Origin of the sequence: Paenibacillus selenitireducens (genome assembly GCF_002021565.1) — a bacterium.
GTDB lineage: Bacteria > Bacillota > Bacilli > Paenibacillales > Paenibacillaceae > Paenibacillus_K > Paenibacillus_K selenitireducens.
The window spans coordinates 549,351-565,204 of record NZ_MSZX01000003.1; the positions used below are offsets into that span (position 1 = coordinate 549,351).

The 15,854-nt window shown below is 47.2% G+C and carries 12 protein-coding genes; 7 read left to right on the top strand and 5 right to left on the bottom strand.

The window, feature by feature from the left end; translation table 11 throughout:
- Positions 1-107: 107 nt before the first annotated feature.
- The 3 genes from BVG16_RS10255 to BVG16_RS10265 all read left to right on the top strand — a co-directional run bounded on the left by BVG16_RS10255 (position 108) and on the right by BVG16_RS10265 (position 4,435).
- Complete coding sequence (locus BVG16_RS10255) at positions 108-1,052, top strand: ABC transporter permease (RefSeq protein ID WP_078498441.1); 945 nt, start codon at positions 108-110, stop codon at positions 1,050-1,052.
- Positions 1,053-1,067: 15 nt separating this feature from the next.
- Positions 1,068-1,946 carry a carbohydrate ABC transporter permease gene (locus tag BVG16_RS10260; protein ID WP_078498442.1) on the top strand — a complete coding sequence of 293 codons (879 nt, stop codon included), beginning with the start codon at positions 1,068-1,070 and terminating at the stop codon, positions 1,944-1,946.
- Positions 1,947-2,044: 98 nt separating this feature from the next.
- Positions 2,045-4,435: a helix-turn-helix domain-containing protein gene (locus BVG16_RS10265; protein ID WP_078498443.1), complete on the top strand. Its 2,391-nt coding sequence runs from the start codon at positions 2,045-2,047 to the stop codon at positions 4,433-4,435.
- A gap of 113 nt (positions 4,436-4,548) precedes the next feature.
- On the opposite strand, the gene BVG16_RS10270 is transcribed toward BVG16_RS10265, so the two are convergent.
- The 3 genes from BVG16_RS10270 to BVG16_RS10280 form a co-directional block, all read right to left on the bottom strand.
- Positions 4,549-5,076: a GNAT family N-acetyltransferase gene (locus tag BVG16_RS10270; protein WP_078498444.1), complete on the bottom strand. Its 528-nt coding sequence runs from the start codon at positions 5,074-5,076 to the stop codon at positions 4,549-4,551.
- Between the two features lie 53 nt (positions 5,077-5,129).
- Positions 5,130-6,398, bottom strand: coding sequence for an MFS transporter (locus BVG16_RS10275; protein WP_078498445.1), 1,269 nt, complete (start codon positions 6,396-6,398; stop codon positions 5,130-5,132).
- Between the two features lie 109 nt (positions 6,399-6,507).
- A complete protein-coding gene (locus BVG16_RS10280) occupies positions 6,508-7,053 on the bottom strand; it encodes a GNAT family N-acetyltransferase (protein ID WP_078498446.1) in 546 nt (181 codons plus the stop codon).
- 231 nt (positions 7,054-7,284) lie between these two features.
- Between BVG16_RS10280 and BVG16_RS10285 the strand changes: the two genes are divergently transcribed.
- From BVG16_RS10285 to BVG16_RS10300, 4 genes are all read left to right on the top strand, one after another.
- The gene (locus tag BVG16_RS10285) at positions 7,285-7,761 is read left to right on the top strand and encodes a MarR family winged helix-turn-helix transcriptional regulator (RefSeq protein WP_078498447.1); all 477 of its coding nucleotides are present in this window, start codon (positions 7,285-7,287) and stop codon (positions 7,759-7,761) included.
- Between the two features lie 7 nt (positions 7,762-7,768).
- A complete protein-coding gene (locus tag BVG16_RS10290) occupies positions 7,769-9,496 on the top strand; it encodes an ABC transporter ATP-binding protein (RefSeq protein WP_078498448.1) in 1,728 nt (575 codons plus the stop codon).
- A complete protein-coding gene (locus BVG16_RS10295) occupies positions 9,493-11,367 on the top strand; it encodes an ABC transporter ATP-binding protein (RefSeq protein WP_078498449.1) in 1,875 nt (624 codons plus the stop codon). Before BVG16_RS10290 ends, BVG16_RS10295 begins: the two co-directional genes overlap by 4 nt.
- 177 nt (positions 11,368-11,544) lie before the next feature.
- Positions 11,545-12,423, top strand: coding sequence for an endonuclease/exonuclease/phosphatase family protein (locus BVG16_RS10300; RefSeq protein WP_078498450.1), 879 nt, complete (start codon positions 11,545-11,547; stop codon positions 12,421-12,423).
- A gap of 66 nt (positions 12,424-12,489) precedes the next feature.
- Here the strand turns inward: BVG16_RS10300 and BVG16_RS10305 are convergent, their stop codons facing one another.
- Positions 12,490-13,746 (bottom strand): DUF438 domain-containing protein, encoded by a 1,257-nt coding sequence (locus BVG16_RS10305; RefSeq protein WP_078498451.1) that lies wholly within the window; start codon positions 13,744-13,746, stop codon positions 12,490-12,492.
- A gap of 113 nt (positions 13,747-13,859) precedes the next feature.
- The gene (locus tag BVG16_RS10310) at positions 13,860-15,845 is read right to left on the bottom strand and encodes a glycoside hydrolase family 127 protein (protein WP_078498517.1); all 1,986 of its coding nucleotides are present in this window, start codon (positions 15,843-15,845) and stop codon (positions 13,860-13,862) included.
- Positions 15,846-15,854 lie beyond the last annotated feature (9 nt).

The window sequence follows — 15,854 nt, forward strand, 5'->3', positions numbered from 1 at the left end:
ATTATGATGGGCCTGGGAGAGGACTAGGATTCTTCTCCCGGCTTACTAGAGCAGAATCTACGGGAAGGGCAGGAATACAGATGAGGCAAGTCTTGGAGAAGCGACCGATGAATAAGCGATCGGTTAAGAGGAAAAACGAGCCGTCGACTTGGCGTATCATGGGCAAGGATATTCGCAGAAATTGGATGATTTATCTGCTAGCGCTTCCTGTTATCGCCTACTATCTCATTTTTCATTATGGGCCGATGTATGGTCTTCAGATCGCGTTCAAGGATTTCTCTCCCGCACGGGGAATCTGGGGGAGCCCATGGGTTGGGTTCAAACATTTCATGAGTTTCTTCGATGGGATCTATTTCTGGAGATTAATACGGAATACACTGCTTATTAACATTTATGAGCTGGTATTTGCCTTTCCGGCTGCCATTATCCTCGCGCTTCTGCTTAATGAAATTCGTGGGATGATGTTCAAACGTTGGGTGCAGACCATCTCGTATTTACCCCATTTTATATCGATTGTAGTTGTGGCAGGCATGATGTTCGATTTCTTAAGCCGTGACGGACTCATCAACCAATTGCTCGGATTTATCGGGATTACACCGATTGATTTTCTGAAAGAAGCGGGCTGGTTCCGATTCCTATTCGTCTCCTCGGGGATATGGCAAGGGATTGGATGGGGCTCGATCATTTATTTAGCTTCGATCGCCAATATTGATCCTACACTATATGAGGCGGCCAAAATCGATGGTGCTAATCGGTGGAGACAGACGTTCCATATCACCATTCCCGGAATCATGCCAACAATTGTCATCATGCTGATTCTGAACATGGGGAACATGCTCTCTGTCGGCAGCGATAAGGTGCTGCTGCTCTATAACCCGTTGACCTATGAGACAGCGGACGTGATTTCGACTTATGTTTATCGCAAAGGGATTCTAGAAGCAAGTTACAGCTTTACGGCAGCGGTAGGTCTATTCAACTCCGTAATTAGCTTCATTCTTATTGTATCGGCGAATGCCATCAGCAAACGCGTGTCCGAGAATAAACTGTGGTGAGGAGGGATTCATGACATGGGTGCACAAACCGTTGGTGAGAAGGTATTTGGCGTCTTCAATACGATACTGATGATTGGACTATGTTTTATCACGTTATATCCGTTCGTATATGTGCTGTTCGCTTCCTTCAGTGATGCAGCGGCCTTCCTCCAACATCGCGGGCTGCTGCTTCGTCCCGTTGGATTTAATTTGGATGCGTATAAGGCTGTTTTTCAGAATCCGATGATTATTACCGGATATAAGAACACGTTGTTCTACGTGACGGTTGGGACGGCGATTAACTTATTAATGACAGCAGTGGGAGCGTATGTGCTCTCGCGGCGCAATCTGTTTTTTCGTAACTTCTTGATGTTTGCCATCGTATTGACGATGGTATTCCATGGCGGCCTCATTCCATCCTTCATGTTAATTAACAAGCTAGGCATGATGAACACGCCTTGGGCTTTATTAATTCCGGGTGCGATCTCGACCTTTAACTTGATCATTATGCGGACAGCATTCCAAGGAATTCCCGTGTCTCTGGAGGAATCAGCGAAGATTGATGGCGCTGGAGAGCTGACGATCCTGTTCCGGATTATCATTCCGTTATCGATGCCTGTCATCGCGGTCATGATTCTGTGGTATGCCGTCGGACATTGGAACTCCTATTTCTCCGCGCTCGTGTATCTGAGAGATCGTACGTTGTATCCATTACAGCTGGTTCTTCGGGATATATTGATTGCGAATTCGACGGATTCGATGTCAACGGGTGCTGCTGCAGATGATAAATACGCGATTGGAGAAACGATCAAATACGCCACCATCATTATTTCAACGCTGCCGATTATCTGCTTGTACCCATTCCTGCAGAAGTATTTTGTGAAGGGCGTGCTGATTGGTGCGATTAAGGAATAAATAGGTATCCTTCCCTGCCTGCTTGCATTATAATACTCGTAAACGTTTTCATTTGGGTATTAATGTAAGCTATCTTGTAGAGGTAGGGGGGATCATTCGTGAAATGGTCACTAAGATGGTTAGGGTTTCGTCATTTGAAAAGTGTATGGATCACGATGGTTATCTCCAATCTAGTCATGCTGCTTATTCCTTTATCCATTGGTGTTTTTCTATATAGTAAAGTAGAAGACAGCCTTGAGAAGGGCGCGAATCGATCGAATCAAGCGATGCTGGAGCAGCTGAAATTGTCGCTCGATACCGAATTGAAAGAAGTAGACAAGCTGGCGCAGCAGATTGTATTCGATCCGAAACTCGATTATTTGCTGAAGCTGAAAGAGGATCAGAGCGGTTTTGACCGCTATAAGTTTATTGAATTTATGGGTGGGCCGGCATTTCGCTCGAACCTCCGTTCCAATTTCATATTGGATTATTATGTATACTTCCGCAAGAGTGACCTGGTGCTAAAATCGGGTCTGCTAACGGATTCTCGCAAATTCTATGACATGTACTACAGCTATGAAGGTATGACGTATGAGGCATGGCGAGACAAAGTATTACACGGCTTTCATACGATGGAATACTTACCTTCGGCTACATTGCTCCGGCGTTCAGAACTGGATCCGATGAAGAGTATTGAGAATACACCGCTAGATGTCATTACTTTCACTCAGTCACTCCCAGGCCGCGACCGTAAGGATATTACGGGTAGTTTTGTCATTCTCATCGATGAGAGCCGCGTGAAAGAAATGTTCGCGCAAATTGAATATGCAAGTGACAGTTCCATCTATGTCGTGGATGGCGAGGGCCGAAGCATCATGTCCACGGAGCGAGAACCGCTTCCTCCCTCCTTGCTGCGCCAAATCCATAACGATGAGGGCTTGTTCAATGAGAAGCTGAACGGCGATTCGAAGGTGGTCTCGTTCACTTCCTCCGAGAAGGAGGGATGGAAGTACATTCTGGTAACACCACGAAGTGTGTATATGCAACAATTGAATCTCATTCAAGAATGGACGTTGATTCTATTTCTCCTCTGCCTAGCGATTGGTTTAATTGCTGCGGTTATCATCGCTTACCGTAATTACAGTCCGCTCCGTAAAGCTGTCGATATCATCCCTAGGGGTGCGGGATGGAAAGGGCGGCATGCTGTGAATGAATATGAGCTCATTCAAAGGACCATTGCAGATTCCCTTCAAGAAGAACAGAATTTACGCAACCTATTAGCAAGACAGACGCCTGTCCTTCGGTCCAACTATTTGTCTCGATTGATTCGGGGACAAATGGATGTCGATACGACGGAGAAAGGCGTGCAGTCGCTGCAATTTATGGATATTACGTTTATTAGTGAGTATTTCTCGGTGATGATTATTCAACTGGATAGCATTGCAAGATTTCATATCGAACACGATGAGCAGCAGTGGGCATTGGCCCGATTCATTATATCGAATGTCGGAACGGATATGATACAGGCTCCGCATCAGACCTTCGCGGTGGAATTGGACCGGGATCGCGTTGTATTCCTGAATAACTTCGCTGCGGAACGAGCCAGCGAGATGGACTCGGACATCCAAGAGATGGCCGAATCGCTCAAGCACATGATTGAAGACAGGTTCCATATTGATATTACGGTATCGGTCGGCCTGCCGCATGTAGGAGCGAAGAGCATCGGTGAGAGTTACGCGGAAGCAGTCGCGGCAATGGAATACCGAATTATTAAAGGTGGCGGTACCATCATTTATTTCCGGGATATCACCAATGTCCATTCCCATTATTATTACCCGATTGATATTGAGGTTCAGCTCATTAATTTCGTGCGCAGCGGGGATATGGAGAATGTGCTGAAGCTGCTTGATACGATCTATGCCATGAACTTCGAATCCGGCAGCATTACGCCAGAAGTAGGGAGATGCTTGTTCTTCAATATGACGAGCACATTCCTCAAGATCATGAACACGACAGGTACGGATCAGCGGGATATTCTTGGTCCTGACATCGACCTGATTAAAGATATCTTCTCCTATGAGACGGCCGAGAGCATGTATCGGCGTATTCAACAATTGTATGAGATGCTAACGGGGTCATTCGTTATCGAGCGAACGGATCATCGCGTTCAGCTGCTTCAAGATATGGAGCAATTTCTGGACGAGAATTTCACCGATCCGAATTTGGGGCTTGTGATGATCTCCGATCGCTTTGGCATGACACCTCAGTATATCTCTACCTTTTATAAAAAGTGCAGTGGGATGAATGTGATTGATTCGATTACCCGCAGGCGAATTCAGCAAGCGAAGATACACATGCGCACCAAGGAGATGACCAATGCTCAACTTGCTCAATTGGTGGGGTATACGAGTGACGTCGTGTTTATCCGTGCATTCAAAAAAATTGAAGGTGTAACGCCGGGGAAATATCGGGAGAACTTCCAGACGTATACCTCGGACGAAGTCGGATAATAAAAGAATCAAGTTACCAGCAAGTCAAAAGGAAAAGGATAGCGTGGTACGAGGGAATCTCGTCTGCGCTATCCTTTTTGTACGTATCGCCAAAAATGTATTGTCTATTCAATTTAAGATAATGTAATCCAATGGCGTCGTACGACGTTGCCATCTGCCTCGATGAATTCGGATTCCAATACGCCGCCGTTCTTGAGAATCGTTCGCTCGGAACCTATATTCGTCTGGTCGCAGACCACCAGTACTTGCTCTAATCCCAGATCTCGGGTGATCTGAAGCGACTGACGCAGCAATTCGGAAGCGTAGCCTTTGCGGCGCTCAGAAGGACGGATGCCGTAGCCGATATGTCCACCGCTCTCGAGCAGCTTCTGATTCAGCTGATGCCGAATATTGACTGCGCCTAAAATGCGATGGGAAGAATCCATCAACCAATACGTGGAGTGAGGCACGAAGCCATCCGCTAATTTGGACTCATCGGCCCCTTCATTTAGAAATTGTACATAGGCTTCGAAATCTTCGGGATCTTTACCGATGACCCAAGGAACGAAAGATTCTTGTGATGCTTTCCATTCTTCATAAAAATCAAGATACGGGGTCAGCCATTCCACGGACGGCTTTTGCAAAGAGACATTAGGGTTCATATAAGAATCAACCTCCATGAAAGTATGAATTTTAACTATATTCGTCGTGACGCTTAACAATCTACGACGGAAGCGGCAGGCTTCTCCACTTTTCTGAACATGTAGTAGTACATCGCAGAAGCACTAATATATAGGACACCTGTCATACAGAACGTGAGCACATATCCCCAATACGTTCCATAGCTGGTTAAGAGATGCGATTGAACCGGCCCCATCGTTGCCCACCCCATCATGAAGGCGGTCTGGGTTAACGAATTCGCAATGCCCCGTCGGCTATCGGATACGCGATCCACCATAATGGAGGATTGAATGGGATTCGCCGCATTCATCAAGGCTTGCCGGAATAAGAAGCTGATACAGGCAACGAGAAAGACATTGGTGAACCCTGTTAAGAGCAGGAACGGCAAGGATAACATTTGAAAATAAACGACGGCGCGTACTTGCCCCACACGTCTTGCTAGGGAAGGGCCGATCAACATAGATACAATGGTCATGACTTGTCCTAATGAGATCAGAATTCCCACAGAGGTCAGGGATACCGAGAATCGGTTCGTGAAATATAAGTTGAGATAAGGTACGACAAGACCTGAGCCGAAGCCCACAAGTAACTGTGCGAACGTAAACTTGAGAATGGATTTCCAATCTTCCCGAGCGTCTACGGAAGATGCAGCAGCTACTGCGGGAGAGGGTTCTTCCTCGTGCATCTTCTGGGCATCGGATTCTCTCACGAAGAAGAGTGGGATAAACCCAATGAAGGTCGCCGCTCCACCAACCATGAGCACGATCTGTAGACTATGGACATCGCTCATGCCGGCCCCCTGAAGCAAGTCAGCGAAGAATCCTCCGCCGATGCTTCCAAGCACCTGTGCAGCTAACCCCAAGGCAAAATGAATGCTGAATAATTTAAGCCGTTGGGCTTTGTCCGCATTTTCGGCGAGAAAGGGAACCGCGATGATCTGAAAAAATGCGGTGAACAGTCCCGTAGCTACGGCAAAAACCATCAGTGAAGACTCTCCTGTCACGAAGGAACGCCCAATAAGACTGGCGCCAGTGAACAGGGCACCGATCATGAGCAGGCTTTTACGGCTTGTCCGATCTCCTAACAAACCGATAGGAATAAAGAGAAGCGCTGTAGCTAGGGACTGAACACTGACGATGGTGCCGTTCATATCCGCTTGGTAGCCCAGCGCTTGAATGTATAAATTATATAAGACACTGAACATGCCGGTGCCGATTTGGAAGAGTACATTCGCAATGAAGAACATGCGAATATTTCGGTTCCAAAGCTTGAATTCCCGGGTAACTTGCTGTGCGAAGAGCATGATGGTAATCCTCCAACGTTCTTGTAAGCTACCCTCATTGTAACAAGGGAAGTGTCCGGTGCATAGTTAAAAAATCCCAAATTATTCCTATCTCAGGGTATCAACGCACTTACTTTAGGATGGCCTTCTCAAAAATATGAAAGCCGCTCGCATGCTCGCCTTGATGGGTATATCCCAGCGAAGTGTAGAACGAGAAGAGTTTCTCATTTGTCGCGATGCAATCCAGTCGAATGACGTCCTTGCCTTCGAAGCGAATTCCTTCGGATGCCCAGTTCATGATGGCTTCACCAAGCTGTGTGCCGGCATCGTTGCGATTGATCGCCAGGCGATGCAAGAATACCGCATTCGCAGGGTCGCGATCTCCCCAGAGTTCAAGATCCCATGCGCTAGGCTGCTGCAGGAGTATGACTACTCCGGCAAGGTCTCCACGCTCCACATGACGGAAGATGAACACGTCTCCACGTTCGATGGAATTCGCTGTTCCGTGTACATCCTCTCCATCGATCAAGGAGCTCCATTGTGTAGATCCTTGACTAAGGAGCCATAATGCAGTTTGCTTCAATAATTGCATCACAGCCTCTGTATCGGCAGTTGTTGCTTGTTCAGCACGGATATGTGGTTTGACCCAGGGTGTCTTCATTGTAAATGATGGCATGATATTGCTTCGCTCCTCGCTTCTTCGACGTAAATTCAATATATAAGCAGTATAGCTTCTTCCTGTTCAATTTTAAATAAGAATGTGTTAAAAATCACACGATTAGCGCACCCTAAATCAGGAAGTTCCACTCATTTGACATCAAATATTTTAGTGTAATATAATTAGATCATCTAATATATTGAATGCCTAAATAATTGGCAGTCTATGTAAGCAGGAGGTGATGTAGCCATGAGTACAGAGACGACCGCCCAACAATTATTGCATGCTTTTATGCGCTTCAATAAGGCATATTGGCGTGGGGGGGGCGAATTGGAATTACGTAAGAGCGAAATGACGCTGCTCTATTGTTTGGTTCGTGCCGAAGAGAAGGGGCAGCCGAACTTAAAAGTATCGGAGATCAGCAGGCTGCTCCACGTGACGTCGCCGACAGTTACCCAGACCATTAACGAGCTTGAGCATAAAAAGCTTGTGCTGCGTCGAATGGATCCTCAGGATCGTCGGGCCGTACGCGTCGAAATGACGCCGCTTGGTCGGGAAATCCATACCAAGGCAGGATCTTCGTTTATGGCGACATTCCAGGGACTTATAGAATATCTTGGCGAAGAAGAAAGCAAGCTTCTGGCCGAATTATTAACGAAGGTGTTCACCTATTATAAAGAACAAGATATTGCTTCGGATACGGCAATAGATTTGGATTGGAGATGAAAGAGGCATGTTGAAATTGTTCCGGTTTTTGAAGCCGTTCTGGCTTCCCATTACGTTCGTGCTTGTCGTTGTTTTTTTGCAAGCCTTATCGGATTTATACTTGCCGACATTAATGTCTGACATTGTAGACACAGGGATTGTGCAAGGCGACACGAACTACATTATGAAAATAGGCGGCTTCATGCTATTGGTTGCAGCGGGAGGCGGCATTTGCGCGATTATTGGTAGTTTTATGTCAGCGAAAATCGCGGTAGGATATGGCCAAAATTTACGCGCTCGCGTATTTAAGCATGTAGGCAATTTTTCGCTGCAAGAGTTTGATAAAGTCGGAACGGCTTCGCTAATTACGCGGACCACCAATGATATTACCCAAGTACAGACAGTGCTTGTCATGATGATGCGGATCATGGTGTATGCCCCAATGATGTGTATTGGCGGATTAATTATGGCAATCAACAAGGATGCGCAGCTAACATGGGTACTGGCCGTCGTTATTCCGATTCTGGCACTGGCGATCTTCTTGGTGGCGAGTAAAGGGATTCCGCTCTTTAAGGCCATGCAAGTGAAGCTGGATAAGCTGAATCTCGTATTACGGGAAGGTTTGACAGGGATTCGAGTTATCCGTTCATTCAATCGCGTGGATTACGAGAAGAAACGGTTCGGTGAAGCGAACCGTGATTTGACAGATACGGCGATCAAAGTAAACCGGATTATGGCTTTCCTGATGCCGGTCATGATGCTGGTGATGAACTTCTCCACCATCGCTATTATTTGGTTCGGCAGTAATCGGATTGATACGGGACATATGGAAGTTGGGGGTTTGATGGCATTTATTCAATATGCAATGCAAATCATGTTCTCGCTTATCATGGTATCGATGATGTTCGTCTTAATTCCACGAGCCTCTGCTTCTGCGGTTCGTATCAATGAGGTTTTGGATATGAAACCGGATATCAAAGATCCAGAGCGGACCACTCGAACGGATGGACGTAAAGGATACATTGAATTTAAGGATGTAACCTTCAGTTATCCGGGAGCAGAACAGCCTGCGCTATCCCGTATTTCCTTCCAAGCCGCGCCAGGGCAAGTCACGGCGATCATTGGAGGAACGGGTTCCGGTAAATCCACGTTGTTAAACATGATGCCTAGATTCTATGACGTAGAAAGCGGCAGTATTGAGATTGACGGTGTAGATGTTCGGGAGTTGACCCAAAGCGAATTGCGTTCCAAAATCGGTCTTGTGCCGCAGAAAGCCGTTCTTTTTACCGGCACGATCGCAGAGAATATCCGCTACGGCAAAGAAGAGGCGACGGATGAAGAAGTGAAGCATGCGGCAGCCATCGCGCAAGCCACGGATTTCATTAGCGATATGAAAGACGGTTATGATTCCTTTATTGCACAAGGCGGTTCCAACGTCTCCGGGGGACAGAAACAACGCCTTGCCATTGCAAGAGCGTTAGTACGACGACCTGAGATCTATTTGTTCGATGATAGCTTCTCTGCACTCGATTTCAAGACAGATGCGAAGCTTCGTGAAGCCTTGAAGGGCGAGACGACAGATTCGACCGTTCTTATTGTTGCACAGCGGGTAAGTACGGTGATGGACGCGGATCAGATCATTGTGCTTGAGGAAGGTAAAATTGTCGGAAAAGGAACGCATCAAGAGCTTATGGATACATCTGAAGTATACCGCGAAATTGTATCCTCGCAGCTGTCAGAGGAGGAGATCGCATGAGTAAGGAACGTGGTCATAAGCCCCGTGGTGGCGGCATGGGCGGTCCTGGCATGGGTATGGGGATGCCCGTGCAGAAAGCCAAAAATTTCAAAGGGACACTAAAACGATTAGTAGGCTATCTCAAGCCCCGCAAATATCAGCTCATTGCGGTGTTGATTACAGCGATTTTAAGTACTGTCTTTAGTATTGTGAGTCCGAAAATCATGGGTAAAGCAACAACCAGACTGTTCGAAGGCATGATGGCGAAGATGAAGGGCGTGCCGGGTGCCACCGTAGATTTCACGTACATCTGGCAAATTTTATTGGTTCTCGCGGGATTATATATCATTAGTGCCTTGTTTAGTTATTTGCAGCAATATATTATGGCAGGCGTATCCCAGAAAGTCGTGTACGATATGCGGTCGCAAGTGAATGATAAGCTCAATCGGCTGCCGCTCAAATATTTTGACGGGCGTACCCATGGGGAAATCTTAAGCCGTGTTACGAATGATATTGATAACATTAGTACGACCTTGCAGCAGAGCTTAACGCAGCTCATTACGTCGATTATTACCATTATCGGTGTTATTGTCATGATGCTGACGATTAGTCCGCTGCTTACCCTCATTACGATCATTACTTTGCCGCTCAGCTTCATCGCGACCATTCTGATCGCGAAGAAGTCGCAGGTGTATTTTGCCGCCCAACAGAAGACCTTGGGGGAACTTAATGGTCATGTCGAAGAAATGTATACAGGTCATCGGATTATCAAGGCCTTTGGCCGGGAAGAGAACTCCCAGGAGAAATTCGATGAAATCAATGCGCAGTTGTACAACTCCGGTTGGCGTGCGCAGTTCATTTCCGGGATCATTATGCCATTGATGAGCTTTATTACGAATATTGGTTATGTCCTCGTCTGTGTCGTCGGTGGGGTGCTGGTTACGAAGAAAACTATTGAAATTGGGGACATTCAGGCCTTCATCCAATATGCAAGACAATTTGGCCAACCGATTGCGCAGACGGCGAATATCGCGAACATTATTCAATCGACGATTGCTTCGGCAGAGCGGGTGTTCGAGGTTCTAGATGAAGAGGAAGAAGTCGTTGAAGCGGATCGTCCAAGCTTAATTGAAGAGCCAAAAGGCTACGTGGAATTCGAACATGTGAAGTTCGGCTACAAGCAAGATGAGCCGTTGATTGAGGATATGAACATTCACGTCGTACCGGGGCAGACGATTGCGATTGTAGGTCCGACAGGTGCGGGGAAAACAACGTTAATCAATCTGTTAATGCGCTTCTATGAAATTAATGGCGGTGAAATTTCCATTGATGGCGTGGATATCCGTGAGATGAGACGCAGCGACTTGCGCGGTATGTTCGGTATGGTATTGCAGGACACCTGGCTGTTCAACGGTACGATTCGGGACAATATCGCATATGGACGCGAAAATGCTTCAGAGACGGAAATCATCCGAGCAGCCAAAGCAGCGCATGCCGACTACTTCATTCGGACCTTGCCGGACGGTTATGATACGGTATTGAATGAGGAAGCTTCGAATATATCGCAAGGCCAGAAGCAGTTGCTCACCATCGCGCGTGCTATCCTTGCAGATCCAGCTATTCTGATTCTGGATGAAGCGACGAGCAGCGTAGATACACGGACGGAAGTATATATCCAGAAAGCCATGAATGAATTGATGAAAGGCAGAACAAGCTTTGTCATCGCCCATCGTCTTTCGACCATCCGTGATGCGGATTTAATTCTGGTGATGAATAAAGGCAGTGTCATTGAGCAGGGCAATCATGAAGAGCTGATGGCACAAGGCGGATTCTATGCCGACCTATATAACAGCCAATTTGCCGGTAAAATGATAGAAATTGACGCCGTATAAATAAAATTAAGCCTTAGCCCTGATATGGAGGGGTTAAGGCTATTTTTTTATTCGGAGCTAATCCCGGCTTGGAATTAAAGATATGCTAACTTTTTCATCAAAGGGCTTGTATTTTTTGGGTAGGGGTCATACATTAACATTGATATGAATTACCGATGGGATTGGAGATGTATCGGAATGAACCAATTGGAAATGGAACACGAAATGAGATGTATGTCCTTCAATATTAAGAATGGCTACGACAACGAGGGCGTGGATGGCTGGCCGTCGCGCGCGACGATGGTGGCGGGGATGATTCGATTCCATCGTCCAGATGTCGCAGGATTGCAAGAGGTATTGTATAACCAACTGGAAGATCTGGAACGCCTGCTCCCGGAATACGGTTTTATTGGTGTCGGTCGGGATGATGGGGAGAAGGCGGGAGAGTTCATGAACATCCTTTATCGCAAACAGCGCCTCGAATTGCTGGGCTCCGGCACATTCTGGCTGTCTGAGCAACCAGACAAGCCTGGCGCGATGGGTTGGGATGCAGCATGCGCGCGTACAGTAACTTGGGCAAAGCTCAAGGATAAGCGGGACGGAGCAGAATTCCTCCATGTCAATACACATTTCGATCATATGGGCGTGGTGGCCGTCGAACAGAGCGCCCATTTGTTGGTTGAGCGGGTTACTCAGCTTGCGGGCTCTTCTCCGGTTATGATTACGGGAGACTTCAACTGTACCTCCGATTCCGTGCCGTATCGTATTCTATGCCAACGTGGAGAACAACGCATTCCGTTGAATGATGCCTCTGCTGTGGCAGATTATCATCACTTCGGGCTGAGCTTCACGTTCCATGATTTCGATCGAAAAGAAATGGCATCGCAGATGTTCCCTGAGCAATATCATCATGACCATGCACCTGGGTTGGAATTCGATTCGCCGATTGATTTTATTTTCGTCAATGATCTTGTGAAGGTACAGAGCTTCGGGATCCTCGCGGATCATCAGGGAGGCAAGTTTCCTTCGGATCATTTGCCGATCCTTGCCGATGTAGCATGGAAGCTGGAACGATAGATCGATTTTCATGGATATCGATAAACAAACCCCAACCCCCGATTAGATAAGGGATTGGGGTTTGTTCTATGAGGATAATATTCGTTTTTGGCCTTCAAGCTCCCGAATCGGCGCAATATTTTGAGTAAATTCTAAGGTGCCCTGATAGTTCCCTTCTTCATCCCGAACAGCGAAGTATCGGATAAAGACGAACTTATCTTGGATTGGGATCCAAAAATCCTCGACATCCTTGGTTCCGGCCTTAAATTCCGCTAATAGTTGATTAACCACATGAACGCTTTGAGGCGGATGGCAGTTCTGTACCGTACGTCCGATGACGGCTTTGGTTCGTGCAAAAATTCGCTCTTTGCCGTGGGAGAAGTATCGAACCACATCATCCTGATCAATGAAAGTAATATCAACGGGCAAATGGTTCATCATCAGTTCCAATTGCTTAACAGATAGGATGCCCGTTTCCAAACGAATATACCCGTCTGAAGCAGGTTGATCAACGGCTTCTTCGAAAGGGACTCCCTCAAGGGGATGGCGTATCGGCTTCCATTCCGTCGTTGGGGCTGTTAAGCAGAATCCGATTTCCGCGCTTTCCTGCGCGATTTTGAGCCATTCGTCTTCTGTCAGTGTCTCTAATGCCATAGGGAATAGAATGTTTTCTTCTTTGAAAATCATTTGCGTGACTTCCCGAATCGCAATCTCCATAGACTCGACGACGGCTTGCTTGTCTCCGTTATATTCAAATAGTTGACCGCGCACTTCTTTAATAACACTTCGAATCATATCATCAACGCCCCACATCACTTTGGAGGGCCCGTTGATTCCGTATTTCTCAAGATAAGGGAATAGCAAGTTTTCTTTTCGGCTGTAGTGTTTATCAACGTCCAACAGTAGATTAAGGTCCTCAATTAATTTAAAGATATGTTCTTTGGAATCCTCTTTCTGGAATTGCTCCAGATGCAATTGGATTTTGAAATTAACAAGCAAATCAATTTCTTTATTTTCTATTTTGAAGGTATGAATGGGATGGCCCGGCTGATCTTCAGGTCGGTCGGAACGATGAATCTGATCAATAGATCCTTCGAAGATCGAAGCGTGAACAGAACAGAGCCGCTGCACCTCAGATACAGGGATCCCCTCTTCTTTCATCAGTGCTTCTTCCAATTGGGAGATTTCTGCGACGCTAATGTTGCCGACCGCTTGCTTAAATCGTTCGCGAACGGCTTCTTCAGGTGCTCCTTGATGGAGTTGCTTGATGATGTCCTTCAATATATGTTGGCGTTCGGATTGAACCTTTGCCTGTTGTTCGCGGTTATTTATCATTTCACTCATCGGGATGCCCTCCAGTATTGAGATGTAATTAGCTTTGACCTAACCATAACAAAGGAGGAGCAGAAGAGGTTTGATTCAAATCACATTTTTAAAATATTATATTTCCTTTCCGTTTAATAGTCGTTGTGATTCGTCCGAATCCAGACGGCCATTTCGCCGGGATTGCGATTGCCCCACATGAAATAAGGGACAGCCCGCAGCGGCATCAGCGTTGGTGCGCTTGTCGTACCGAACACGTGATAAGGTTCGTCTTCGGAAAGTGCGTGAGCGGAAGCTTCCTGGTGGAGTATTCCTTCCAGAACTATGGGTTCACCCGGTAGCGAAGCATCGCGTCTAGCCGTTAACAGCTGTGTCGGATTAATGGATAAAGAAGCAAGCGGCGCAGCGTGGTCGACCTCTTCGAGTGCATAGACGAAAGGTCCGCGCTGTATGGCGACTTTGCCTGCATTTGCCCGCATGAAAGGATGGGCGGCAATGAATTGCACTTCCATGGCAAGCACCCATTCGACCACATCGCCAGGCTGCCACGGCCGATCGATCAGGCAATAGCCATCTACTACTTGCAGCGTGGTATGGGCTTGCCCATTGATGCGAAGGGTCGGCTGCTCCTTGCACCAACCAGGCACACGGAGGGCAAGACGGAATGCGGCTGCGCGCTCCGGTGTAACCGTAATGCGAATGTTCCCGTTCCATGGAGAATCAGTCTCCTGCTTCAGCAGCACGTCAAGTCCATTCATGTGAACCTTCGCCTTGTTTCCTACGAAGAGATGCGTGTAGATCGTATCGTTGTTCACCGTATAGATATAGGTCCCAAGCGAAGCTAGAATACGAGCTACGTTCGGCGGACAGCAGGAGCACCCGAACCATTTTTGACGAACCGGTTTCACGTGCGGTAACTCCGGATCTTTGGCGCAAGCATCAGGCCAGACTTCAAGCGGATTCACGTAGAAATAATGCTTCCCGTCCTCTGACATGCTGCCAATGACGTTATTATATAAGGCGCGTTCCAGCACGTCAGCATACTCGGCTTTTTGTTCCAATTGGAGCATTCGATGAGCAAAAAAGATGAGGCCAATGGAAGCGCAGGTTTCCCCATACACACGTTCGTTCGGTAAATTCCAGTCAAGCGAGAAGGCTTCGCCGATTCGCGTCGAGCCGATGCCGCCTGTAATGTACATTTGGCGCTTTGTTACGTTATTCCATAATCGCCGGCAGGCTTCCGCAAGTGCTTGGTCTCCTGTGAGGCGGGCTAAATCCGCCATCGCTGAGTACATATATACGGCGCGAACAGCATGCCCGACGGCCGTCGATTGTTCTCTTACGGGAAGATGGCTCTGATTGTATTGCGGGTCGGGTTTGAACTCTCCAGGGACCCAGTGTGAAGTACGGCCGCGTTGTTCCCACTCTTCAATGAAGAAGTTAGGCTGTTGGCCGCGAGCATCGATGAAATATTGGCTGAGACGCAAGTAACGTTGCTCGCCGGTAACACGATACAGCTTCACCAAAGCCAGTTCAATCTCCTGGTGTCCGTCGTAGCCGTGGATTTTGCCTTCATCCGGTCCGAAGACGGTATCGATATAGTCTGCAAAACGACACATGGCATGCAGAAATGCGCGTTTTCCCGTTGCTTCATAGTAAGCAACGGCCGCCTCCATCATATGGCCTGCGCAATATAATTCATGGCAGTCATGAAGATTGGTCCAACGCTTGTCAGGCTCTTTCACAGTGAAGTAGGTATTGATATAGCCATCCTTTTGTTGTGCTTGAATGATGAATTGAATCGTCTCATCAGCTATTTCCTCCAATGCAGGATCCGGATGTGTAGCTAGCCGATAAGCGACGGCTTCCAGCCATTTTGCCAAATCACTGTCTTGAAAAACCAACCCTCCATAGCTGCCTTGTTCCACGCCGGCTGCAATTCGAAAGTTATGAATCGCATAACTTGGTTCTGCATCGGGAATTCGATCATTCAGCGCATCCCATTGATAGGGAATCACGACTTGGTGGACAAGGTCCATATAAGAAGACCAGAATGTATCTTGAATCTGGACATCTTGCAGAGGGAGGGTAGCGGATTCTGGTTTTGCCGTGTTTTTCATAAAGAGCAA